This is a genomic window from Salinivibrio sharmensis (assembly GCF_001995985.1).
GTDB classification, from domain to species: Bacteria; Pseudomonadota; Gammaproteobacteria; order Enterobacterales; family Vibrionaceae; genus Salinivibrio; species Salinivibrio sharmensis.
The window spans coordinates 35270-55791 of record NZ_MUFC01000004.1 but is presented as its reverse complement, the minus strand read 5'-3'; the positions used below and the strand labels follow the sequence as shown (position 1 = coordinate 55791).

Here is a 20522-nt window from a genome sequence, read left to right as displayed (position 1 = left end):
CATGATGCAGTTTATGGCGATACGCCAACAATTATTAGCGCAAATCGATCGCGGTTTATTACCACCGGGCAAAAAGCTCCCCGGCGAGCGCCAGCTCGCAGAGACTTTCTCAACCACGCGGGTCACGTTGCGAGAAGCGCTTGCGGTGCTTGAGGCGGAGGGACGCATATATCGGCGGGAGCGACGTGGCTGGTTTGTAGCGCCCACCCCGTGTGCGTACGACCCTAGCCAACTCGTCGATTGGCAGCAGTGTTTCGCGCAACACGGTGGTCAATTTTCTTGGGTGACGCAAAAAACGCCCATGGCGTCAGCGGCGGTCAGTGATCAGATGCAATTGCCTCCATTTGCACAGGTCTTTGAAGGAGAGGGGCTGATTCAAATTGCCCAACTACCTGTTGGGTTTGTGCGCACGTTTCTCCATTCAGACCATTACCCCCGCATCTGGCAAACCGGTGAACAGGCTACCTTGTTAAACACGCCAGCGGACGCGGATGTGGATTGGTCGAGCTCATGGGAAGCGTTAGACAGTGATCGTGCGGCTGTATTGGAGGTACCCGCTGGCACACCTGTATTAAAGGTGGTGCGCGAGTGGAACATACAGCATGGTGGTGCGTTACGCACCGTTCGGCTTGATCAGGAATGGTGGCGGCAACATGCGGTCGCGTTATGCGGCCACTCAGCGCGTTAAGGTCATGCTAGCGCTTTGAAAATAATGCAATAACGCGTCACTGCTAAACAAGCGAGTGACTAAAGGGTGCGCTGTTGTGGGCACATTGGGGTTGGGGTTAAAGTGGATGGTACGCATCTCGGCATTGATCCCCGCTTGTATGCCTTTGTTGGTGTCATCGATGAACACACACTGGGCAGTGGGGCAGGCCATATTCATCGCAGCGTAGTGAAGAAGATCCGGGGCCGGCTTCCAGCTGTTAGTATCAAAGGCACTGAATAAGCGATGCTCAAAATAGGGCAACAGCTTGGTGAGTTGAAGTGCATGGGCCATTTTTTCTACGGGGCTATTTGATGCGACACAAACATCAATCCCTTGCTGTTCAAGCGCCTGTAAGACGGTTTCAATGCCCTTTACTGGCGCTAACTCAGCCTCGAAATACTGACGACATAAGTGTCGAAAACGTGGCTCGAGTTGATCAATAGGAATATGTGCGCCGCTACGCTCACAGGCTTGTTGGAGGACATCGGTGAGTTTTCCGCCCTCAAAATGATCGAGTGAGTCTTGCAGATCAACACGCACACCAAACGTGGAGAAAGTTTCCACCAAGGCTTGATGAGATAGCTTCTCTGAGTCAACCAAGGTCCCTTCGCAATCAAAGATGACACACTGGATGGGGGAATCAAATGGATGTTGCGGCATAGGTGCTCCCTTCAATCTCTCTTTGTATCCTTGGTCGAGATAAAAAAATCAACAAGTCAACGACACGGGAAATGCCAACTGTGTCTTGCATTCTTGCCTTTTTCGTTATCAAAATTAGTCAGGGATCGACTTTTCATTAGCAAGGAAGAAATAAATGCGCTACCAACACCAATGGTTACAAGGCAAGACAATCGATTTTCCCGTGGGACAAGTCGTGTGTGTGGGACGCAATTACGCGGCTCACGCACGCGAGCTCAATAACCCTATTCCGGATGAGCCGGTCTTATTTATGAAGCCACCAAGCGCGATTCAACCCTTGGAAGCGCCATTAGCCATCGCCGAGCAGTTTGTGCCTGTGCACTATGAAACCGAGTTGGCTGTGCTGATCACCAAGCCGTTATTTCAGGCCAGTGAGCAAGCGGTCAAGGACGCTTTGGGCGGGATGACGCTCGCGCTGGATTTAACCCGTCGCGAAGAGCAAAGTCGCTTAAAACAAAAAGGGCTGCCTTGGGAGCGGGCGAAAGCATTTGCGGGGAGTGCGGCGATTGGGCGTTTTGTGGCGGTGCCTGATGATTGGTGTGAGGTCGCCTTTTCATTGTCCATCAATGGTGAGATGCGGCAGCAAGGCAATAGCGCGACCATGTTGATGCCAGTGATCGCACTTATTCAGCATATAAGCCAAACGTTTTGGTTGAATCCAGGCGACATTGTGTTGACGGGCACCCCCGAAGGGGTTGGTGTGCTGGAAAACGGCGACCTTTTATCGCTGTCGCTTGAGGGACAACACCTCGCCCAAACCCAGGTAGAGGTTCAGTCTGGTGAGGCTTTTATCCAAGGAAAGAGTGCTTGACGCTCTTCATAAGTCAGTGCTGAAACACGCGCAATATTGCGTGCGGGGATCTGTTCTGGGTCTTGGCCATAATGCGCAAGCGCGCGTGACATGCTGGCTTCACGAATCAAGTGAAAGCAAGGGTAGGGGGAGCGATTGGTTAGGTTCTCACTATCCTCTGGAGCGCAACCTTCAAAACAGTAGTCAGGATGAAAACTGGCGACTTGGAAAACTCCCCGCCAGTGGTAATGGTCAATCATCGCTTCGGTGGCATCGATGAGATCCAGGTAATGGTCAAAATCAGCGAGCGCGTTGGGCACCACGACTACCGTCGTATCAGTGATGTTAGGATCGGTATGATCAAGGTGGACTAAAGCCTGATAAATCGCGGTCAAAATCTCGGTATCATCCTCAGCGTCGCAAATAGTGAGCTGAATTTGTTGTTTGCGACGTGGCTTCGCGGCGAAAGGGCAAAGGTTCAGCCCAATCACCACCTCATCCAGCCACGCATTCATCTGTGTTTCGACTTTGTTCATCGCGCTCTCGTTTCAATGTCGCCTGCGGGCGTGGCGGTGATTATTGTTGTGGTTGTGACTGGTACGCCTTGGTGCCCCATAGAGGAACCGTGGACAAGCTATGCTTGAAGCTACCGGATGTTTCTTTTGTTGAGTAAGAAAGGTACATCAAGGTCTGATTTTTCACATCGAAAATCCGACGAATCTTCATCGACTTGAAGAAAATACTTTTCGACTTTCTAAATACCACTTCGCCCGATGCGCTTTTATCGATATTGGCAATCATCTCTGGCGTAATTTCACCGGTTTGACGACAAGAGATGGCGCTATCGCTTGGGTCAGAAAAGCTTAAATCGGCTTCAACAGAGGCGACATGGCACGTCACCCCGCTTACCACAGGATCGACCAGATGGTTAAGCTTGATGTCTTTCATGGTAAACATCCCCAAGCTAACGTCCCCAACTTCATCGTTGTCGCAACCAGCCAGCGCCGCGGCGAGCGCGACTGCAAATAGCATTTTTTTCATCATCAAAGCCCTTGTTTATCCGTGGCGGGAGTGTATCACAGCCTAGGCGGGAGGAGGAAAAGTGTGCGTTGACCAACAAGGCTTATGATTGTTGGACTCCGAAAAAAAGATGTGAACCCACAGCGCGCTGTGTTCTATTGCTCTTTAAATTGCGCGTCGCCATCCTGGCCAGAGAGGGACTCAGGCTCAAAGTTCATCAGTACTTGGGCGGCATCGCAATAGCTGCCTGTGTCGGCGAATTTTTTTCGGGCTGCGGCAATTTTACGCTCGGCAATACGCCTAACGTCTGACGCATTAGCTTGATTACTGAACGTCATTTGCTGGCTGATCATCTTCTGGCTAAAGGTTGATTTGCAAATCGTCTCGTTCTTGTGGGTGATCACTTTGTCGGATTGAGGCGAGTCATCCGCATCTGCATAAGAAAACGTAGAAAAAACAATGAAAAGGAAAACAAACGTCCGCGCCATTATCTTGGCTCCTGCTGCTCTTTTCCCCAATGATAGCATCAAGCCACGACGCCGCCTACTGGCGACGCCCAACGATAACACGCATGGGGAAAGCTACTGAGCAGGTACATCCTGCTCCGCTGTATGCATAACACTAGATGCATGGGGGTGGCGTTGCTTTTCCGCTTCTAGCCAGTAACCCAGTGCTGAAAGCCAAATCAGTGAGTACGCGACCAGCTCGGTGCTTTCTTCCGCAATGTTTTTCACATCTCTCACATACATGGCACCCATGGCCTGCTCCCATAGCTCACCCATTCCAAACAAGCGCGAATAAACCAGCAATAGCCCTAATGCCACAATCAACAGGGTACTGCTTTTGGCGCTAAGTGCGTGGGCCAGGCTAGTGAATGTGTCACGGCCGTTTTTGAGCGCTGGCCAAATGGTTAACCCGGTGACCAACAATGCGGGGACTTTCCAAAAACCATGCATGACGATATCGAGGGTAGCATCGAGCTCGCGGATCATCAGTACTAAGAAAAAACCGCTCATCAGTTTGGCTGCCTGCGAAATAGCGTGATTCCGTTTAGCCACGCCGCGAAAGGTGAATACGGTGAGCACGAGCAGGAGTAATTGTGAAAGTTCAATAAGTGAAGATTCTGACGCCACGTTATGTGCCGCCACACTGTAATGGATAATGCCAGCAATACCGGCTAAATAGCACGCGATAGCAAAAAAACGCCCCGCCCCCTTGAGCACGGCACGAGCAGTACATGAAGATCGTGGTAGTGTCATATCACCCTCAACTTGGTAAAAACGATCAGCCCGTCCGTAGATACTGTCACTTTATGTGTGACCTTCATCCCAAATTTAATGGCAATGATATTACGGGGCGCTTTCATAAACTGCAATAATTTATGTGACCAATGTCACTATATGTTCAGGGGGACGTCAGGATTGTGAGCGTTAATTCGTCAAGCGTCTAGTTAGGTCGACGCGCTGCCAATGAATTTACACTGTAAATAGGAAGAGGGCGAAAGTGGCAAGCACCGAGGGTGAAGATTAATAGATAGCCATGCCTATGAAATGCAACATTTTAATTGTCTTCTGCTAGGCAAGAGTAGACAATAAAGTTTGATACTTTAGATAGGGATATGTTCATGTCCACACTCTCTGCTAGCTGCCTATGTGGTGGTGTCCGTCTTACATTGCCAGATACCTTCCTTTATATGGGAAATTGCCATTGCTCTGAATGCCGAAAGTTTACTGGTTCAGATTATTCATCAGTCGGCGGCATAGAGGCAGACAAAGTCTCGGTCACGGCTGGCCAAGCGCATATTCGTTATTATGAGAAGAGCTCAGAAACGGTGCTTGCTTTTTGTGGGCAATGTGGGTCGAGTCTTTTCTCTCATAAAATCAATAAGGGTGTGTTTAATATTCGTCTGGGAATTTTGGATACGGCCCCACAATGTGCGCCAAATTTTCATATTCACACGGCGTCGAAGGCACCATGGCATACACCCAATGAGGCATTAAAACAGTTTGAACATGGACCGGATTAATTCGGTCGTGTTATGCAGTTACTGATCCGCCCCCTTACCCTCGCTGATACGGACTTGTTGTTCCATTTTGAACAACAAAACCGTGCTTATTTTGAAACCTATATTGAATCGCGCGGTGAGGCGTTTTACCGCCTATCAAGCGTTTATGACCACATCTGCGAATTACTGGCATTACATCAGAAGGGACAACACGTACCGATGTTGATCACGGATGCCGAGGGGCAGCTTTTGGGACGGGTTAATATCAGCCAAATTGATACGGTATCTGCATCAGGTTCGTTAGGGTATCGCATTGCAGAGCAACACACCGGGAAAGGGGTTGCGTCTCGAGCCGTGAAGTACGCCCTAGAGATTGCTCGCGAATACGGACTTGTGACACTCAACGCCATGGTGTCTACGACCAACATGGCATCGCAAACGGTGTTAGAGCGGAATGGGTTTAACTTGTGTGGTAAAAAATTCAACGTGGCCCACGTGGCTGGCAAAGCGATGACTGTCTTTGTTATCGCAACACACTATCTAGCGTTTGAGTTATGAGCAAGCGACCTTGAGGTGATGGGTTAATCTCCATTATGCACTTAGTTGCTCATTTGGCGCCAATAAAACAGGCTAAAGACTAGCGTTGGGGCCAAGTTAAATGCCATCATTACGTGGAGTGAATTCACACAGTTGGCGGCATTTGAAAAGCCGCCCTGATGACCCAGAAGGAAACATAATGGCTGATTTGAACGGACTAAGCTTGTATCACAAAGAGCACTGCCCATTTTGCCATAAAGTGCGTGCAGTCATGACAGAGCTCAAGTTAGATATTCCGCTGGTGGATATGAACGCTAACGCCGAAGAATGGCAACGCCTACAGACCGAAGGCGGTAAAGGCATGGTGCCTTGTCTGCGTATTGACCAAGGCGGCGAAACTCAGTGGATGTACGAATCGGACGATATTATTGAATACTTACGTGACAACTTCGCGTAATTGAACCAGACGCTGGTCACGAGGGTCGCAGTTATCGATGCGGCCTTCTTTTTAAGTATTATAACCCGTATGCCTGCCTCTCCGCCTTCTTTAACGCCCTGTGCACTGTGTCAGCACTCTAGGCCGCTGACCTTCCATCACTTGATCCCCAAAACTTGTCATAACAACAAATGGTTCACCAAGCGCTTTTCCCGACCTTACATGCGTGAGCACGGTATTTGGGTATGTCGGCCTTGCCATGCTTTTATTCATCGCCAATTCAGTGAAAAACACCTGGGTCGCACACTACACACCCTCGACCTTTTACTTACTGAGCCTGTGATCCAAGACTACATCCACTGGGCACGCAAACAGCGGGGGTGAATCATTGCTTCTCGATTCGATTGCGGCCGTTTTCTTTGGCGAGATAGAGCGCGGTGTCGGCGCGTTGAATGATACTGTCTTGTGTATCACCTGCCGAGAAGCCCGTATAACCGATGCTTATGGTGCAGCGTATGGTCTGTCCGTCGACGTGGATTTCTTCGCTATGTACGCGCTCGACCAAGCGCTTTAGTACTACTTCCGCACCACTCAAATCCGTTTCAGGAAGCAGACAGAGAAACTCCTCTCCGCCCCAGCGACCGTATATGTCATTGATCCGTGATTCTTCCCGCACAATATTGCCGAAGCGTTGTAGTGCGATATCGCCTGCCCGATGACCAAAGGTGTCATTTAAGAGTTTGAAGTTATCAAAGTCTACGATCGCTAGCGTCAAGGGGTTGTTGTAGCGTTCGCAGCGTGCTAGCTCTTGAACCAGGGCATTGCTGAGATAGTGGCGGTTATAAAGTTGCGTCAATGAGTCAGTATTTGCTTGTATTTCAAGCAATTGTTGCGCTTGCTCGAGTGCTTCCCAATCTCGCAGACGCGCGAGTTCATGGCCGACCCATTCAGCAAAAAGTCGTACCAGTTCGTAGTCTTGTGAGACAAAGGGGCGAGTGGGCTCTGGGCTTGAAAAATTTAACGTGCCATAGCGCTCGCCATCAATAAAAATGGGCGCACCGATATACGCTTCGAGGCCAAAGTGTTCGTAGCAGGGGTGGGCTTTGAGATCGCTTTGCGAAACATGGTGGAAACCTTGCGCCTCATTGGCCTCATAGACGTGACAACAGTAGGTTTCTTTCAAGTCAAATGCTTGCCCAGGCTGCAGGGCGTCATCAGGATGCTGCGCGTATTGAACGGTATAACGCTGGCCATGAATTTGGCTGAGTATACCGATAGGCAAATTAAAGTGTTTACAACCGAGTGAGAGAATGCGCTCTACGCGCCGGCAAAAATCCAAATTGCGTGCTGACGTGATTGAGTGTAGCTGGTTGAGCGCGGATTCTACTTCTACGCGGGTGCTAATGTCTTGAATAAAAGCCACATACATGGCGACAACTTGTTGCTCATCGCATACTGGCCCACCATGTGTTTCGCCCAAAAACACATGGCCATCGGCGGTTTTATATCTCACCACATAAGCATCGTAGTATGCGTGAACTGAGTGAGTGTTAAAACGATCTTTACCCGTTGCGGTAAAGTCTTCTTGTTCGGCGTATAGGATGCGTGTGCTAGCGCCTTTTACATCCGCTAGGCTGCAACCAAATAGGGCTTCTGCGTGTGGATTAATAAATTGGATACGGCGATTTGTGTCAGCAATAACAACCGCCGTATCGAGATGGCGAAAAAGTGAGGGAAGTAATGTGACAATATGTTTGTTCTGGTCAATGGGCTGATTCACTGCTGGGCTCTGTACGTCTATTTGGCTTAGCCTAAGTGTAGTACAAATCCCAGCAACTCGCGCTCGCTGAGGACGTTAGGCGGAGAAACAGGTTATACCGTGAAGGTAAATACGTTAGCCATCGACATCGCAATATTGTTGTCGTAATACGCTGCTTCATTAATGAAGTGCGGATAGGCCGTGTAGTCGCCTTGCCATGTTAATTCTTTGCCATCAAAACACATAAACAGTGGATCACCGGGCTGTATCGGCTGAAAGTCTTTGTCTTGAACGTGTTGGTGAACCATACCAATACGCTCCCCATGCTCATTCTGCGGTAAATGCAGTGTCTCTTTGTAACGGTACGCGGTGACGCTTTTAGGCAGCGCTGGCACCTTATCAATATTAAACAGATGCACGAAGTCTAAAATGTGTGTCGTCATTTCTTGCATCGATTCCATCACATCATGACGCAGTACCGATTGGGGCTGTGGGCCTACCTCAACGATCACCCCTTGTTTACCGATCGAGCATAAAAATGCATGCTGAATAGGTTCAATATGATCTTCGACTAGAATAACCGCATCGGGCATACGCTCACTAACGTAAGCGGCGAGCTGCTTATTGAACGTATCAAGTGTCAAGAGTATCAGTGTGGGTCCCATGTTGCTGGTGGTGTTATGCAGGTCGATAATAAAATCGACGCGCGGATCCCCTTTAGGGCCTAACTGTTGGTTTAGGGCTTTAGCGCGACTTTGCTCGTAGTTTGCCAAGCTGTAATCAGCCAGCAGTTTAGGATCGAATTGGCGGTTAAGGTCGCAGTCTAGATAGCGTTTGTTGGCGCTATAAGCAGGGGGGTTCGCAAACACATGTTCGGTGGAAAAACTATCGCGGGCTGTGGTTGCTGGGTTGGATTGCCACTGTTTTAGTGCGTAAACACCGCTAAACTCGTTACCGTGAGTGCCACCAACAATAGCAACGTTACTAAACCGACTCATGAAAGCTCCTGATATGTGAAGAATAATCGCATGAATTTGTCTATTTAGACAGCTTAGCACTAACCACTCGATAGGTTAATAGCATAATTTTTCCTTATTAATGCTTTTCTATTCAGTTGGTCGCGAGTTTGATAGTGGAGATCCTATGCTTTTCGAGTCAGTTCACACTTCAGCTGAGTGGAAATCGTTAGCCTAGCGGGAGATGAGACAAATAGAGGTGAACAATGAAAACGGTATTTCCGGAGCATTTTTTATGGGGTGGCGCGGTGGCGGCTCACCAAGTTGAGGGAGGATGGGATTGCGACGGTAAAGGCGTCAGCATTGTGGATGTGTTGACTAAAGGTGCCCATGGTACCCCGCGCAAAATTACCCAACGTGTTGAAGAGCATGAAGCCTATCCGAACCATGATGCCGTGGATTTTTATCACCATTACCGTGAGGACATCGATCTCTTTGCGGAGATGGGCTTTAAGTGTTTTCGCACGTCTATCGCGTGGTCGAGGATCTTTCCTCTTGGTGATGAGCTCACGCCGAATGAAGCTGGCCTAGCCTTTTATGATGACCTCATTGACTACCTATTAGAGAAAGGAATTGAACCTGTCATTACGCTTTCTCATTTTGAGATGCCCCAGCACCTTGTCACCCAATACGGAGGCTGGGCTCATCGAGATGTGATTGAGTTTTTCGTGCGGTTTTGCGAGACAGTGATGACTCGCTATCGTGACAAAGTCACTTATTGGATTACCTTTAACGAGATCAACAACCAGCTCAACTGGGACTATCCGCTATTTGGCTATTGTAATTCAGGTGTGGTTTTTACCGAGCACGAGCATCCCGAGCAGACGCTCTACCAGGTGCTACATCATCAATTTGTGGCGAGTGCCAAGGTGGTGGCTCTGGGCCATATTATTAACCCTGATTTTAAAATAGGTAGCATGATCCACATGATGCCGCTTTATCCGGCGAGTTGTCACCCTGATGACATGCTGGCGTCACAGCGGGCCATGCGGGATAAATATTTATGCAGCGACGTACAGGTCAGAGGCCACTATCCTCACTATATTTGGCCACAATGGGCTGAGAAAGGGGTTGAGGTCAAGATGCATGACGAGGACGAGTACATCTTGGAAAACGGCCGAGCAGACTTTCTAGCGATCAGTTACTACATGACCAACATTGTCGATGCTAACCCGCCAGAAGAAGATGAAAATGCTCTATTCAGTGCAAGCCGATTGAATCCGCATCTACCCGCTTCGGATTGGGGCTGGCAAATTGATCCCAAAGGCCTACGCTTTGCGCTTTCTGAGCTGTATGAGCGTTATGAAAAACCGATTTTTGTGGTAGAGAATGGTCTTGGCGCGACAGATAAGTGTGAAACCTCAGGGGAAATCAATGATGATTATCGCATTAGCTATTTGTCACAACATATAGAGGCACTCGGAGAGGCCATTTGGCAAGATGGCGTTGAGGTGATTGGTTACACGCCATGGGGTTGTCTCGATTGCGTGTCCTTTACCACGGGCGAATACCGCAAGCGCTATGGTTTCATCTACGTTGACCGTCACGATGACGGCAGTGGCGACTTTTCTCGCCATCGTAAAAAGAGCTTTTACTGGTATCAAAACGTAATTAAGAACAATGGGTTGATAGAGTAAAGGCTCTGGTCGAATCGCAGTAAGACGAGAAGGGACGCCTATTGCGTCCCTTTTGATAATTATCAGCAAAGTCATCGCCTCGAGGTATGCGATTTTTTACCGTTTTAGCGCTAAAGCCTCGCCCGCTAAGGGGAAGACGTTAGAGATTGGGTTGGTAGTCGACTTCAATCACTTCTCCATACTCAATCCCCTGCTCACGATAACCCACTAAACTCTCAATCACGTTAAAATGCGCGATAACCGCAATCGTATTGTAGTCTTGATAGGTGTCGAGCACAGATGTTACTCGGCGATATAACGCGGTGGCGGACTCATAACCTGCATTGGTTACTTCATTTCCATTGGCAAACAGTTCTCGATACTCAATCCAGCGTCGATCGCGCTCAGAAAGAGGAATATAGCTCCCTTTAATGTCTGCTTGCCATTCGCGCAAGTCATGTTCAACAAACAGCTCTTTTTGTAATTGTCGATTTAAGATTTCTGCTGTTTGTAAAGCGCGTGTATAAGGTGAAGAAAGAATCACCTCCGCTTTCTGTAGACTAGGATGTTCGGCAAGTGCTTGAATGTCAGGGATACATGCACGTTGGAGTGGTGCATAGTCTTTTTCCAGTTGGCTCATTTGGCGAGCATCGGCCAAAGAGTAATCGGTTTTTCCGTGACGGACAAAGACGACTTTCATAGGGCTTCCTTTTCTGCGTCGACAGCGTCTGAAGCGCTGCTTCTTGAGTCGGTGACATTTTTATTATCTGGATAATGAGGCGAGATACCCGCTTGGCGGGTGGTCAACATATCGCTTACGAGGGTTGTAGCATACCGTCATCGGACTGTCATGACTCACCCGTGGGATTGAGAGGAGGGCGTGAGCAAGCTCGCTATTTTTCCGCTGTTTGGTCAAGGATCCTAGTTTGGTCGCGACCTTCCTCTTTGGCTTGATATAGCCGCTGATCAGCCATTTCAAGCAGGTATGAGTCAGTGGTTTCGCGAGTTGGGAGCGTAATAATGCCACCGATACTGACAGTGATTTTGTCACCATTTGGGTTTTTCTTGTGCTCGATATTAAGATTGGCAATGTCCGCTCGAATGGTTTCGGCCAGCTGGGTTAACTTCGAGGCATAGCGTGTTGAGAGGGTAATGGCAAACTCTTCGCCTCCAAACCGGGCTACCGAGCCTTGATAGCGTTCCGTTTGTGTGAGCAGTACGCGCGCGATTTGGGTGAGAACGTCATCGCCTTTGAGATGACCGTATTCATCGTTATACGCTTTAAAATGATCGACATCGATCATCATGACGGCGACAGGTAACCGGCTGGCGATACCATGTTGGATATGGTTTTTGAGTTCGCGTTTAAAAGGGCGTCTATTACTTAAGCGGGTAAGATCGTCCGTTTCCGCTTGTACTTTCAACTTTTCATTGGCGACAATCAGCTCTTCTTGCAGCTCTTCCATGGCAAAATGGTTTCGTTCACGGATCATTACTTCACTGATGGCTGTCGCGAAGCGCTTTAAAAGCAAGGTTTTATTGTGGTCCCAGATAAAGGGTAAGTGACGGTTAGCCACGGTGATCATTCCGAAGCTTTTTCTGCCGTCGGTCAGTGGAAAAGCGGCAAATGACAGAATATGCCGGCGACGCAACCAAGAGCGTTCGTTAATCGCATCATCGCCGAGCTGGCCAACGTGCGGCACGACCAGTGCGTCAGTGTCAGCCAGCCACCGTTTTATCATATGCATATCGCTTAAGTCGACGGTCTGGGGCGCAAAATCAATCTCTTGTGGCCAATAACAACGGCGTTCAGCGCGGAATGCATCAAAGGCATACCAACCAATCGCCTCAACGCCGAGTAATGACGCCATATCGGGAAAAATTTTCTCTACGTCTTCAGTAATATATTGCGAGTCTGCACGTAAAAATTGAATTGAAATATCGGCGAGTAGAGAGCTAGCGTTTGATTGCCAATTGAGTGCTTTGGTGCGTTGTTCGACTTGCTCTTTCAATAAGGTTTGATGTTGACGAAGTTCACGCTCTGTCACGCGCTTTTGTAGAAAGTCGTCTCTGATACGCGATTGCATCGCATTGATTGAGCGAGACACTTTACCTATTTCGTCATTACGTTGAATCAACGAAAGTGGCACACTTGTTTGGTTGGCTTTGTCGGTTTGGTAGTAATCCAGCGTATTTGACAGCTGTTGGAGGGGGCGCGAGCACAGCCGATGGATAACCCACAAAATCAGCAGAGTAATGATCAAGGTTTCAGTAAAATGGACGACAGCGACAGGCACGGTGCCTGTGAAGGCATCGCGTTTAATCGCACTGCGATCGAGCACAATGTTCAGGGTGCCAATATTGTTACCTTGAACGCTCAGTAATGACTGATGATTGGCGTTACAGTCCTCACTGGTATTGTTGACTTCAGTGATGTGTGTGCCATCAAAACCTTTTACCTCAACGCGACAAATGGTGGGGATCATCGACAATCCCTTTACACTGCGGCGTACAAGCTCTAAATCAACGACCCACAATGCATGACTAATCACGCGAGCCGAGTTATGGCTCCGGCTCTCCACCAGTTGTGTGGTCGTAGCCAGTGTGCGCTGGTAGTTGATGTACATCTGCGTCAGTGTACTCCCTACCGCAAAAAGTAAGCTAATCGAGAGCACAACGAAGGCGACGCGCGCTTGAAGACCGCGTAAGTTTACATCGCGTTTTATCACTTAGTTATCCATTTGAGTTGTGGTTGAATGACAATGGCTTTCAATCCCTTTCGCCATGTTCAAAAACGAGATTTGATCCCACGCCTGCTCGCGCAACTGTACGAAAAAAGCGGAGCCAGGTTCAATTAAGTGAAATAACTGTCCAGCGCATTGCGGTGGTAACGGCCAACCTTTATCGTGAGCGTAAATGCGGCTCAATGCAAGGCCAGCGGCTTTAAAGTGCCCGCCTCCAAGGGCTGAAATGTCGCCTTTTTCTCGCAAAGAGAGCACACGCTCGGAGGTATTGACCGTAGCAAAATAGATGTCATCGCCGGGCGTTTTTCCCGCTTGCCGTACGGCTTTCATCGCGCCAAACGCCATATGATCGTTGGCTGTCCACACGTAGCGCACATTTGGGTAGCGTTGCAACAAGGTATGCATTTGCTCTTGGCTGATGGACTCATCCCACTGACCATGAACAACTTGATGTAAGGTAATGTCTGAGCGTTCAACGAAAAAGCGCTTGCCGCCCGCTTCGCGTTGCACTGATGCAGGGGTGGTAAGATCACCTGAAATCATGACGGCTTCGCCGGGCGCATTATCGCCTGCTCGCACCATGGCTTCGGCGATCGCATAGCCAATCGAATGATTGTTGGGAATAATACTCGGCAATAAGTATTGTTGCCAATGTGGATCTTGGAAGAGCTTGGTTTTGGTCTGCTGATCGACATCATTCAAGATAAGTTGTACATAAATGGGATATTTTCTCAGTATGGGGATTAGGTTTTTGGCCGCCAGCTTTTCATTAACAATAATAATGTAATCAGGGTGGGTCGGCTTACTCAAGGTAGCGGCGAGTATTTGACGCACGGCGAAGTGATTGCGATCGGCGTGGCGAATCGTTAGGTCAATATTTAAGGCGGAGGCAGCGGCATTGGCATATTCATCTACGTCCTGCCAGAAGCTTTCCGTTGCATAACCGGGATTAATAAATAGTACACGGGGCTGAGCCTGTTCAGCATGAACGTGCGTACTGAACATCATGTATATAGAAACAACACACCACAAAATCAGTCTTCTACACATGTAGGGAAGGGTCCTCTCCATTCGCGACCTCTGTTAAGGATAGCGCATATCTATACGCTTGATTGCGGTAGGTTTATCATTGTCTGCAATTTGTTCAGGGAACCGCTGTTTGACACGTAAATTCTATTGGGCAAGAGAAAGCTTATACGGCATCATAGCTATGTAGACTAGCGTGCCAGTCAATGGCGAATAAAATGACAATAATGTAATGAAATCTTACTACGATAAGAAGAAATTTAAGCGGCATTTTCCGATGGATTTTTATGGCGAGAGTGAAGGCTGGCAGTTTGCAGTGCGCGCCTTGTCTCCCGCGCAAGCTCTATCGGCGAAAAGCTGGGTAGCGCGATTGAGCTGTCGTCGCCGAGACTTTCGGCTCGTTGATTTGGCGATTGACCGCTTCCACTTTTTGAGTGGCGGCGATGAGCAGATGCGTTTCACGGGCATGGATTTGGGCACGAAAGTGAGTATCCGCCGGCAAGGGCAAATCGTCACTGTCGACGCGCTTAATCATCGCTATGGTGCTTTGACAGCAAACGTCCAGCCGTCAATTTCAACCGCGTTCATAGAGCCTGCGAGCAAGATCGTACTCTCTTAATAGGCTTCTCCTCGGCGGTTTGCGTCAGTGCCATACTGAGAAAAAAGGTGGGAACTCATGACGTTTATTGTGATTATCGTGCTTAGCATTCTTGGTGGTTTGTTGGCGGGTGAGCACTTTCATTCTTATCTTCTTGGTCTGGGCGTCGCCAGTACAGCCGTGGGTGCGTGCTATTGGATCACGTTTCGTAGCAGCCATTACCCGCAGTTTGCGTTGTTTTTGTTGTTGCTCGGGGTGGTCGCTAAGATTGCGGTGACGGCGGCGGGTGTATTGCTCGGGTTAAAACATGCGTTGATCACCTCACCCTTGGTATTTTCGCTTTCGTATTTGTTTTTCTTGTTTGCCTCGACCTATTGCTATTTTCGCTATCGTGAATATTGGCTCACGCGCTTGCGCCACAAAGATTTACAGTAGCAGGTGCGTGGTTATGCAGTATGACGTTTAACGAGGAATGGTCTTGGTAATGTACTCGACGGAGCGACTGACGCTACGCGCATGGCACGCGTCCGATTTGATCCCCTTTGCGGCACTCAATCAAGACCCCGATGTCATGCGCTATTTCCCCAGCGTGCTCTCACGCGCTCAAAGTGATGCGATGGCGTCGCATATTCAATCCAAACTGGCGGATAACGGGTTTGGATTTTGGGCGGTAGAGCTGACTGAGACACGCGAATTCATTGGCTTTGTGGGGTTAAACCGTCCCACCTTCGAGCTCGGCCATCAGCCGTTTGTTGAAATTGGCTGGCGTTTAGCGTCGCCACATTGGGGAAAAGGCTATGCCACTGAAGCGGCACAAAAAGCACTCGCCATCGGCTTTGAGGACGTTGAGCTTCCGGCAATTTATGCGTTTACCACCGAGAGTAACCTGCCCTCACAAGCAGTGATGAAAAAACTCGGGATGACACCGGCTGCTCCCTTTACCTTTTTGCATCCTCATTTGGCAGCAGATCATCCGCTCGCCACGCATGTTTTATACGCGATATCGAAAGCCACTTGGCAGGCAGACCATGCTGATTAATCGCCAGTATCTATCGTTCATTCTTTTCGTTTTTTGTTTGATGTCTCCATTGGCGGGTACTGCGCAGCAAAGTACCTGTTATGGCACTACGTCGAATGGTCATTTAGCCAATGGGGTACAGTTGCCCAGTGACGGGGCGAATTTCATAGGCTACAGCTTGATTGCGCGTTGGGCGGGGCGAACCTATGTTCACTCCGCAGTACGTGACATCATCGTGGCATCGTATCAGTCTTTGGAGGCGGAGCAGCCAGCCAAAGTATATCAATATGCTGAAACGGGCTTTGAGTCAGGTGGTCAGTTCAAACCGCATAAAACCCATAGAAATGGTTTATCGGTTGATTTTATGACACCGGTCGTCGATGCCGAGGGACGCTCGGTTCATCTGCCGACTCATCTACTCAATAAATTTGGCTACAACATTGAATTTGATGGGAATGGTCAATACCAAGACAAGCACATTGATTACACAGCTATGGCTGCACACATCGTGGCCCTTCATCAAGAAGCGAGGCGTCGTGGCTATGATCTGTGGCGTGTAATCTTTGATCCAACACTTCAACCTGCATTGTATGATACCCAGTATGGGCAGTATTTAAAGCAGCATATTCAGTTTTCAACGCGGCGGTCTTGGGTTCGCCATGATGAACATTATCACGTTGATTTTGCCGTGCCTTGCCAATAAGGGCAGAATAAAAATAAAAGAAGAGACTGGGAGACAGTGTGCACAAACTAGCGGATGACTTACACCAAAAACTTTTTAATGAAGAAGATGCGCGTGCCTGTAAAGACATTGATGGCAGTGCGTGTCGTGAGGTTCCGGGCAATTTTTTCCGCATCATCGTTAGCCAAGGACTCACCAAAATTGGCGACGCAGTATCTAACCCAAAAATTGTCTTGCCAGCGCTGCTCACCGCAGTTGGCGCGCCCTTGGCGTTAATTGGCTTATTGGTGCCAATACGAGAGGCGGGGTCGTTAGTGCCTCAGTTAGGTATCGCCGGTTATGTCCGCCAATTTGCGGTACGTAAGTGGGCATGGGTGGCAGGCTCTGTTATTCAAGGGGCGTGTATCCTAGCAATGGCGATCGCAGCGTTGCTTTTAACTGGTCAAGTAGCCGGCTGGAGCATTGTTGGCTTGCTGGTGGTATTTAGTCTGGCACGAGGCTTGTGCTCGGTCGCTTCGAAAGATGTGTTAGGGAAAACCATTCCTAAGCCGCAACGAGGACGCTTGAATGGATGGTCGTCAAGCTTGGCGGGGGCGGTGACGATTGCCGCCGGTGTTGGATTGTTCAGTGTTTCCGATCAGCAGCATGTGTGGGTCTATTGCGCGCTATTGGCGTTCGGTGCAGTGCTTTGGTGGATTGCCGCAGCGTTTTACAGCCAAGTTGATGAATATGAAGGGGCCACAGAAGGCGGAGCCAATGCGCTGACGCATGCACTGTCTAAACTGCGTTTATTGGTGGATGATAGGCGCCTACGCCACTTTGTGATCACCCGTTCACTGTTACTCTGTTCGGCCCTATCCGCGCCCTATTATGTGTTGTTAGCCAGTCAGCATAGCCAAGCGTTGGCGATCACAACCGCAAGCTTTGTCGCAATTAGCGGTATTGCAAGTTTGTTATCGGCCCCTTTTTGGGGGCTATTTGCCGATCGCTCCAGCCGCCAAGTGATGATAATGGCTGCTGTGGTGACGGCGCTACTGGGGCTGGTGGTGGTGAGTATCAGTCACTGGTATCCCGCGTTGTTTTCTTCGCCATGGGTACTGCCTGGCGTCTATTTTGTTCTGACCATTGCTCACGAGGGTGTGCGCCTTGGGCGTAAAACCTACATCGTGAATATGGCCGAGGGCAATCAGCGCACCGATTATGTCTCGGTTAGCAATACGTTGATTGGTTTTGTGCTCTTATTTATGGGCGGCGTCACGGCGTGGCTTAGCCAGTGGGGATTAATGGTAGTGATTGCGGTGTTATCGGCGTTGGGTCTCCTGGGTGCATTGATGGCGCGCGCACTGCCAGAAGTAGAAAGATAAGTCTGCGGCGTCAACGCCCGGCAAGCGTGACACAAGCCTCACACCCTGACGATTTTGTTGGTTTATCTGCGGGTTAAAAAGCCGTAAGGTAAAGCAAAGTCAGTGAAATCGAGGGAGTGATGAAACTAAACGCAGACATGGGTGAAAGCTTTGGTGCGTGGACGATGGGAATGGATAGCGCGCTGATGCCGTGGATTGATATGGCCAATATTGCGTGTGGCTTTCATGCCTCTGATCCTGATGTCATGGCGGCCACGGTAGCACTCGCAGTAAAGCACAATGTGAGTATTGGTGCTCATCCTGGCTACGCCGATAAGCAGGGCTTTGGCCGTCGTCATATTGATCATACCCCGGCACAAATTAGTCACCTCGTTCGCTACCAAATCGGCGCATTACAAGGGATCTGTGCGCGATTTAATGCGAGCCTTGATTATGTGAAGCCCCATGGTGCGCTGTATAACACCATGATGGTGGACAACGATTGCTTTGAAGCGGTGTTGGCTGCGGTGGCTGATACGCTGCCCAATACACCATTAATGGTACTGGCATTGCCTGATAACCGTCAGCATCGCCAGCTTGCCCAACGAGCCGGTGTGCCGCTGATTTTTGAGGCCTTTGCTGATAGAGCCTATCTGGCGTCAGGGCAATTGGCGCCGCGCGGTGAACCGGGCGCGGTGTTAGATGACGCCGACGCGATGATTGCACAGGTTTTGCAGTTATCTCAATATGGCACAGTGACAACCCTCGAGGGGCAAACGCTCTCGCTTTCGCCGGATACGATGTGTGTGCATGGAGATAACCCACAATCGGTCGAGGCGATAAAACAACTCAGAAAGGCCTTAACACCATGACACTCAAGGTTGAGCAGGTCAGTGAAACCACGATAATGATCCGGTTGGGCAATAAGATCGATCTTACCTTAGTCCCTCAGTTATCCGCGCTGTGTGAGCGAATCCAGCAACACTTTGGCCGTGGTGTGGTTGAGTTAATTCCCGCCTACACCAGCGTTCTGGTGGAAGTGAATGTTCGCTTACTCTCGCCAGAAATGTTGAAAACGTGGGTGATGAACCAAGGCGACTCACTGCGAGTCACCGACGACGCGGTGGGCGGAAAACAGGTGACATTGCCGGTGTATTATCACCCCTCGGTTGGGCCCGATTTAGCTGCGGTCGCCGAGTTTGCCGGCGTAAGTGAGCAAGAGGTGATTGCGCGACACAGCCAACGAACTTACACCGTTTGTGCGATTGGTTTCGCGCCCGGCTTTGCCTTTCTTGCGTCGGTGGATGAGACAATAGCCATGCCACGTCATACCACACCTCGTCATCAGATCCCCGCCGGCAGTGTGGGCATTGCACAACAGCAAACCGCAGTGTATCCGGCGGCTTCGCCCGCAGGCTGGCAAATTATTGGCAACTGCCCCAAAGTGCTATTTAATCCCCGTCAATCGCCCATGATGCCGTTTGATGTAGGTGATACCGTCTGTTTTGAGCCGATGTCAGAGTCTGATTACCGCACGGCAGGAGGCCAATGGTGGCAGGATTAACGGTGGTCGACCCCGGTGTATTGAGCTTGGTGCAAGACATAGGGCGCTACGGGGTGGGCCAGCTTGCCTTAAGCCAAGGCGGACCGGTCGATTGCCACGCATTTGCTTGGGCGAATTATTTACTCGATAACCCCGCCAATACACCGCTTGTCGAGATAACCATGGGTCAGGCACGTTTTCGTGCTGATCACGCGATGTCGATCGCCATTACCGGCGCAGACATGCAACCTTGTATCAATGGTCAGCGCATCGGAATGTGGCAGACGTTGAGGCTAAATGCGGGTGATGAATTGCGTTTACGCTACGCGCGCCGTGGGTTGCGGGCCTATCTCGCGGTGCGTGGCGGGTGGACGGTCGATTGCGCATTTGGCAGTGCCGCGACGGTGATGCGCAATCAACTCGGCGGCCTCCATTCCGGATTAGGTGAACAAGCGGGAGGCATGGCGCTTACCAAAGGAGATGTGTTGCCTTGCCGACCGCATGCTCTGTTGCCGAGGGTGCGCGGTGTACCGACACGTTTTATTCCTGACTACAATGCCCTGACTCCACTGGCGCTTGTGCCGGGGTATCAGTTTGATAGCTTCAGCGCCGAGGCGCTAACGGCATTTTTTGATGGCAAATACACGGTCGATCAGCACAGTGATCGTATGGGTGTGCGGCTCAATGGACCGAGCGTTGTCAGCAAGCAACCGGAAATTGTTTCCGAAGGCATTGCGCTCGGGGCCGTGCAAGTGCCCCCTGACGGTCAGCCGATTGTACTACTCAATGATCGGCAAACACTCGGTGGCTATCCTAAGCTTGGCTGTTTAACTCGTGCCAGCTTGAGCATGTTGGCGCAAACGCCACCCGGTCAGGCCGTGCGTTTTTATCCAGCGCGGCTAGCGGATGCATCGGCGCAATGGCAGGAGTTTGTGCAGTTTTTTGACTGGATCTAGCCTGTAGAAAATGGATAGATGAGCC

General features: G+C 49.8%; 24 protein-coding genes. 14 read left to right on the top strand and 10 right to left on the bottom strand.

Annotated features, from left to right (window positions below):
* Positions 1–13 precede the first annotated feature (13 nt).
* A complete protein-coding gene (locus BZG74_RS05225) occupies positions 14–688 on the top strand; it encodes a GntR family transcriptional regulator (protein ID WP_235605707.1) in 675 nt (224 codons plus the stop codon).
* Here the strand turns inward: BZG74_RS05225 and BZG74_RS05220 are convergent.
* A complete protein-coding gene (locus tag BZG74_RS05220) occupies positions 677–1369 on the bottom strand; it encodes an HAD-IA family hydrolase (RefSeq protein WP_077771648.1) in 693 nt (230 codons plus the stop codon). The two genes, BZG74_RS05225 and BZG74_RS05220, sit on opposite strands and share 12 nt — an antisense overlap.
* Before the next feature lie 154 nt (positions 1370–1523).
* Between BZG74_RS05220 and BZG74_RS05215 the strand changes: the two genes are divergently transcribed.
* Positions 1524–2219 carry a fumarylacetoacetate hydrolase family protein gene (locus BZG74_RS05215; protein WP_077771647.1) on the top strand — a complete coding sequence of 232 codons (696 nt, stop codon included), beginning with the start codon at positions 1524–1526 and terminating at the stop codon, positions 2217–2219.
* Here the strand turns inward: BZG74_RS05215 and BZG74_RS05210 are convergent.
* From BZG74_RS05210 to BZG74_RS05195, 4 genes are all read right to left on the bottom strand, one after another.
* A complete protein-coding gene (locus BZG74_RS05210; protein WP_077771646.1) occupies positions 2180–2734 on the bottom strand; it encodes a DUF1415 domain-containing protein in 555 nt (184 codons plus the stop codon). The genes BZG74_RS05215 and BZG74_RS05210 overlap by 40 nt on opposite strands.
* 40 nt (positions 2735–2774) lie before the next feature.
* Positions 2775–3239, bottom strand: coding sequence for a CreA family protein (locus tag BZG74_RS05205; protein ID WP_101494661.1), 465 nt, complete (start codon positions 3237–3239; stop codon positions 2775–2777).
* Between the two features lie 134 nt (positions 3240–3373).
* Positions 3374–3706, bottom strand: a complete 333-nt coding sequence (locus tag BZG74_RS05200; RefSeq protein ID WP_077771644.1) for a hypothetical protein — start codon at positions 3704–3706, stop codon at positions 3374–3376.
* A gap of 93 nt (positions 3707–3799) precedes the next feature.
* Positions 3800–4477 (bottom strand): hypothetical protein, encoded by a 678-nt coding sequence (locus BZG74_RS05195; RefSeq protein WP_077771643.1) that lies wholly within the window; start codon positions 4475–4477, stop codon positions 3800–3802.
* 365 nt (positions 4478–4842) lie between these two features.
* Between BZG74_RS05195 and BZG74_RS05190 the strand changes: the two genes are divergently transcribed.
* The 3 genes from BZG74_RS05190 to BZG74_RS05180 all read left to right on the top strand — a co-directional run bounded on the left by BZG74_RS05190 (position 4843) and on the right by BZG74_RS05180 (position 6217).
* Positions 4843–5244, top strand: a complete 402-nt coding sequence (locus BZG74_RS05190) for a GFA family protein (protein WP_077771642.1) — start codon at positions 4843–4845, stop codon at positions 5242–5244.
* Positions 5245–5256: 12 nt separating this feature from the next.
* Positions 5257–5781 (top strand): GNAT family N-acetyltransferase, encoded by a 525-nt coding sequence (locus tag BZG74_RS05185; protein ID WP_077771641.1) that lies wholly within the window; start codon positions 5257–5259, stop codon positions 5779–5781.
* Positions 5782–5959: 178 nt separating this feature from the next.
* Complete coding sequence (locus BZG74_RS05180; protein WP_025744429.1) at positions 5960–6217, top strand: glutathione S-transferase N-terminal domain-containing protein; 258 nt, start codon at positions 5960–5962, stop codon at positions 6215–6217.
* A gap of 364 nt (positions 6218–6581) precedes the next feature.
* Here BZG74_RS05180 and BZG74_RS05170 read toward each other — a convergent pair whose 3' ends face one another.
* Together BZG74_RS05170 and BZG74_RS05165 are read right to left on the bottom strand one after the other, a co-directional pair.
* Positions 6582–7976 (bottom strand): sensor domain-containing diguanylate cyclase, encoded by a 1395-nt coding sequence (locus BZG74_RS05170; protein ID WP_077771639.1) that lies wholly within the window; start codon positions 7974–7976, stop codon positions 6582–6584.
* Positions 7977–8068: 92 nt separating this feature from the next.
* A complete protein-coding gene (locus tag BZG74_RS05165) occupies positions 8069–8953 on the bottom strand; it encodes an aspartoacylase (RefSeq protein ID WP_077771638.1) in 885 nt (294 codons plus the stop codon).
* Positions 8954–9177: 224 nt separating this feature from the next.
* Between BZG74_RS05165 and BZG74_RS05160 the strand changes: the two genes are divergently transcribed.
* Positions 9178–10608 (top strand): 6-phospho-beta-glucosidase, encoded by a 1431-nt coding sequence (locus tag BZG74_RS05160; RefSeq protein ID WP_077771637.1) that lies wholly within the window; start codon positions 9178–9180, stop codon positions 10606–10608.
* A 139-nt stretch (positions 10609–10747) separates the two neighbouring features.
* On the opposite strand, the gene BZG74_RS05155 is transcribed toward BZG74_RS05160, so the two are convergent.
* From BZG74_RS05155 to BZG74_RS05145, 3 genes are all read right to left on the bottom strand, one after another.
* Positions 10748–11287: a histidine phosphatase family protein gene (locus tag BZG74_RS05155; RefSeq protein WP_077771636.1), complete on the bottom strand. Its 540-nt coding sequence runs from the start codon at positions 11285–11287 to the stop codon at positions 10748–10750.
* Positions 11288–11480: 193 nt separating this feature from the next.
* On the bottom strand, positions 11481–13316 hold the full coding sequence (locus BZG74_RS05150) for a GGDEF domain-containing protein (RefSeq protein ID WP_077771635.1): 1836 nt from the start codon (positions 13314–13316) through the stop codon (positions 11481–11483).
* A complete protein-coding gene (locus BZG74_RS05145; RefSeq protein WP_158020630.1) occupies positions 13317–14339 on the bottom strand; it encodes an ABC transporter substrate-binding protein in 1023 nt (340 codons plus the stop codon).
* A gap of 250 nt (positions 14340–14589) precedes the next feature.
* Here BZG74_RS05145 and BZG74_RS05140 point away from each other — a divergent pair, with 250 nt between their 5' ends.
* The 8 genes from BZG74_RS05140 to BZG74_RS05105 all read left to right on the top strand — a co-directional run bounded on the left by BZG74_RS05140 (position 14590) and on the right by BZG74_RS05105 (position 20497).
* Complete coding sequence (locus BZG74_RS05140) at positions 14590–14976, top strand: hypothetical protein (RefSeq protein ID WP_077771633.1); 387 nt, start codon at positions 14590–14592, stop codon at positions 14974–14976.
* Between the two features lie 57 nt (positions 14977–15033).
* Entirely contained in the window at positions 15034–15390 is a 357-nt protein-coding gene (locus BZG74_RS05135) for a hypothetical protein (protein WP_046075510.1), read from the top strand.
* A gap of 49 nt (positions 15391–15439) precedes the next feature.
* Positions 15440–15994 carry a GNAT family N-acetyltransferase gene (locus BZG74_RS05130; RefSeq protein ID WP_201247357.1) on the top strand — a complete coding sequence of 185 codons (555 nt, stop codon included), beginning with the start codon at positions 15440–15442 and terminating at the stop codon, positions 15992–15994.
* A complete protein-coding gene (locus BZG74_RS05125) occupies positions 15984–16676 on the top strand; it encodes a penicillin-insensitive murein endopeptidase (RefSeq protein WP_077771632.1) in 693 nt (230 codons plus the stop codon). The genes BZG74_RS05130 and BZG74_RS05125 overlap by 11 nt, the downstream gene beginning before the upstream one ends.
* Before the next feature lie 38 nt (positions 16677–16714).
* Positions 16715–18019 carry an MFS transporter gene (locus BZG74_RS05120; RefSeq protein WP_077771631.1) on the top strand — a complete coding sequence of 435 codons (1305 nt, stop codon included), beginning with the start codon at positions 16715–16717 and terminating at the stop codon, positions 18017–18019.
* Between the two features lie 119 nt (positions 18020–18138).
* A complete protein-coding gene (locus BZG74_RS05115) occupies positions 18139–18870 on the top strand; it encodes a 5-oxoprolinase subunit PxpA (RefSeq protein WP_077771630.1) in 732 nt (243 codons plus the stop codon).
* Entirely contained in the window at positions 18867–19562 is a 696-nt protein-coding gene (pxpB, locus tag BZG74_RS05110) for a 5-oxoprolinase subunit PxpB (RefSeq protein WP_077771629.1), read from the top strand. The genes BZG74_RS05115 and pxpB overlap by 4 nt, the downstream gene beginning before the upstream one ends.
* The gene (locus BZG74_RS05105; protein WP_077771628.1) at positions 19547–20497 is read left to right on the top strand and encodes a 5-oxoprolinase subunit C family protein; all 951 of its coding nucleotides are present in this window, start codon (positions 19547–19549) and stop codon (positions 20495–20497) included. The genes pxpB and BZG74_RS05105 overlap by 16 nt, the downstream gene beginning before the upstream one ends.
* The last annotated feature ends 25 nt before the right edge of the window (positions 20498–20522 follow it).

Bases quoted from the DNA above. Each gene is read 5' to 3' on its own strand.
- BZG74_RS05135 (WP_046075510.1), top strand. From the start codon at position 15,034: ATGACGTTTATTGTGATTATCGTGCTTAGCATTCTTGGTGGTTTGTTG.
- BZG74_RS05130 (WP_201247357.1), top strand. From the start codon at position 15,440: ATGTACTCGACGGAGCGACTGACGCTACGCGCATGGCACGCGTCCGAT.
- BZG74_RS05105 (WP_077771628.1), top strand. From the start codon at position 19,547: ATGGTGGCAGGATTAACGGTGGTCGACCCCGGTGTATTGAGCTTGGTG.
- BZG74_RS05220 (WP_077771648.1), bottom strand. From the start codon at position 1,369: ATGCCGCAACATCCATTTGATTCCCCCATCCAGTGTGTCATCTTTGAT.
- BZG74_RS05185 (WP_077771641.1), top strand. From the start codon at position 5,257: ATGCAGTTACTGATCCGCCCCCTTACCCTCGCTGATACGGACTTGTTG.
- BZG74_RS05115 (WP_077771630.1), top strand. From the start codon at position 18,139: ATGAAACTAAACGCAGACATGGGTGAAAGCTTTGGTGCGTGGACGATG.
- BZG74_RS05215 (WP_077771647.1), top strand. From the start codon at position 1,524: ATGCGCTACCAACACCAATGGTTACAAGGCAAGACAATCGATTTTCCC.
- pxpB (WP_077771629.1), top strand. From the start codon at position 18,867: ATGACACTCAAGGTTGAGCAGGTCAGTGAAACCACGATAATGATCCGG.
- BZG74_RS05125 (WP_077771632.1), top strand. From the start codon at position 15,984: ATGCTGATTAATCGCCAGTATCTATCGTTCATTCTTTTCGTTTTTTGT.
- BZG74_RS05205 (WP_101494661.1), bottom strand. From the start codon at position 3,239: ATGAAAAAAATGCTATTTGCAGTCGCGCTCGCCGCGGCGCTGGCTGGT.
- BZG74_RS05195 (WP_077771643.1), bottom strand. From the start codon at position 4,477: ATGACACTACCACGATCTTCATGTACTGCTCGTGCCGTGCTCAAGGGG.
- BZG74_RS05210 (WP_077771646.1), bottom strand. From the start codon at position 2,734: ATGAACAAAGTCGAAACACAGATGAATGCGTGGCTGGATGAGGTGGTG.
- BZG74_RS05160 (WP_077771637.1), top strand. From the start codon at position 9,178: ATGAAAACGGTATTTCCGGAGCATTTTTTATGGGGTGGCGCGGTGGCG.
- BZG74_RS05140 (WP_077771633.1), top strand. From the start codon at position 14,590: ATGAAATCTTACTACGATAAGAAGAAATTTAAGCGGCATTTTCCGATG.
- BZG74_RS05225 (WP_235605707.1), top strand. From the start codon at position 14: ATGGCGATACGCCAACAATTATTAGCGCAAATCGATCGCGGTTTATTA.
- BZG74_RS05180 (WP_025744429.1), top strand. From the start codon at position 5,960: ATGGCTGATTTGAACGGACTAAGCTTGTATCACAAAGAGCACTGCCCA.
- BZG74_RS05200 (WP_077771644.1), bottom strand. From the start codon at position 3,706: ATGGCGCGGACGTTTGTTTTCCTTTTCATTGTTTTTTCTACGTTTTCT.
- BZG74_RS05165 (WP_077771638.1), bottom strand. From the start codon at position 8,953: ATGAGTCGGTTTAGTAACGTTGCTATTGTTGGTGGCACTCACGGTAAC.
- BZG74_RS05145 (WP_158020630.1), bottom strand. From the start codon at position 14,339: ATGATGTTCAGTACGCACGTTCATGCTGAACAGGCTCAGCCCCGTGTA.
- BZG74_RS05155 (WP_077771636.1), bottom strand. From the start codon at position 11,287: ATGAAAGTCGTCTTTGTCCGTCACGGAAAAACCGATTACTCTTTGGCC.
- BZG74_RS05190 (WP_077771642.1), top strand. From the start codon at position 4,843: ATGTCCACACTCTCTGCTAGCTGCCTATGTGGTGGTGTCCGTCTTACA.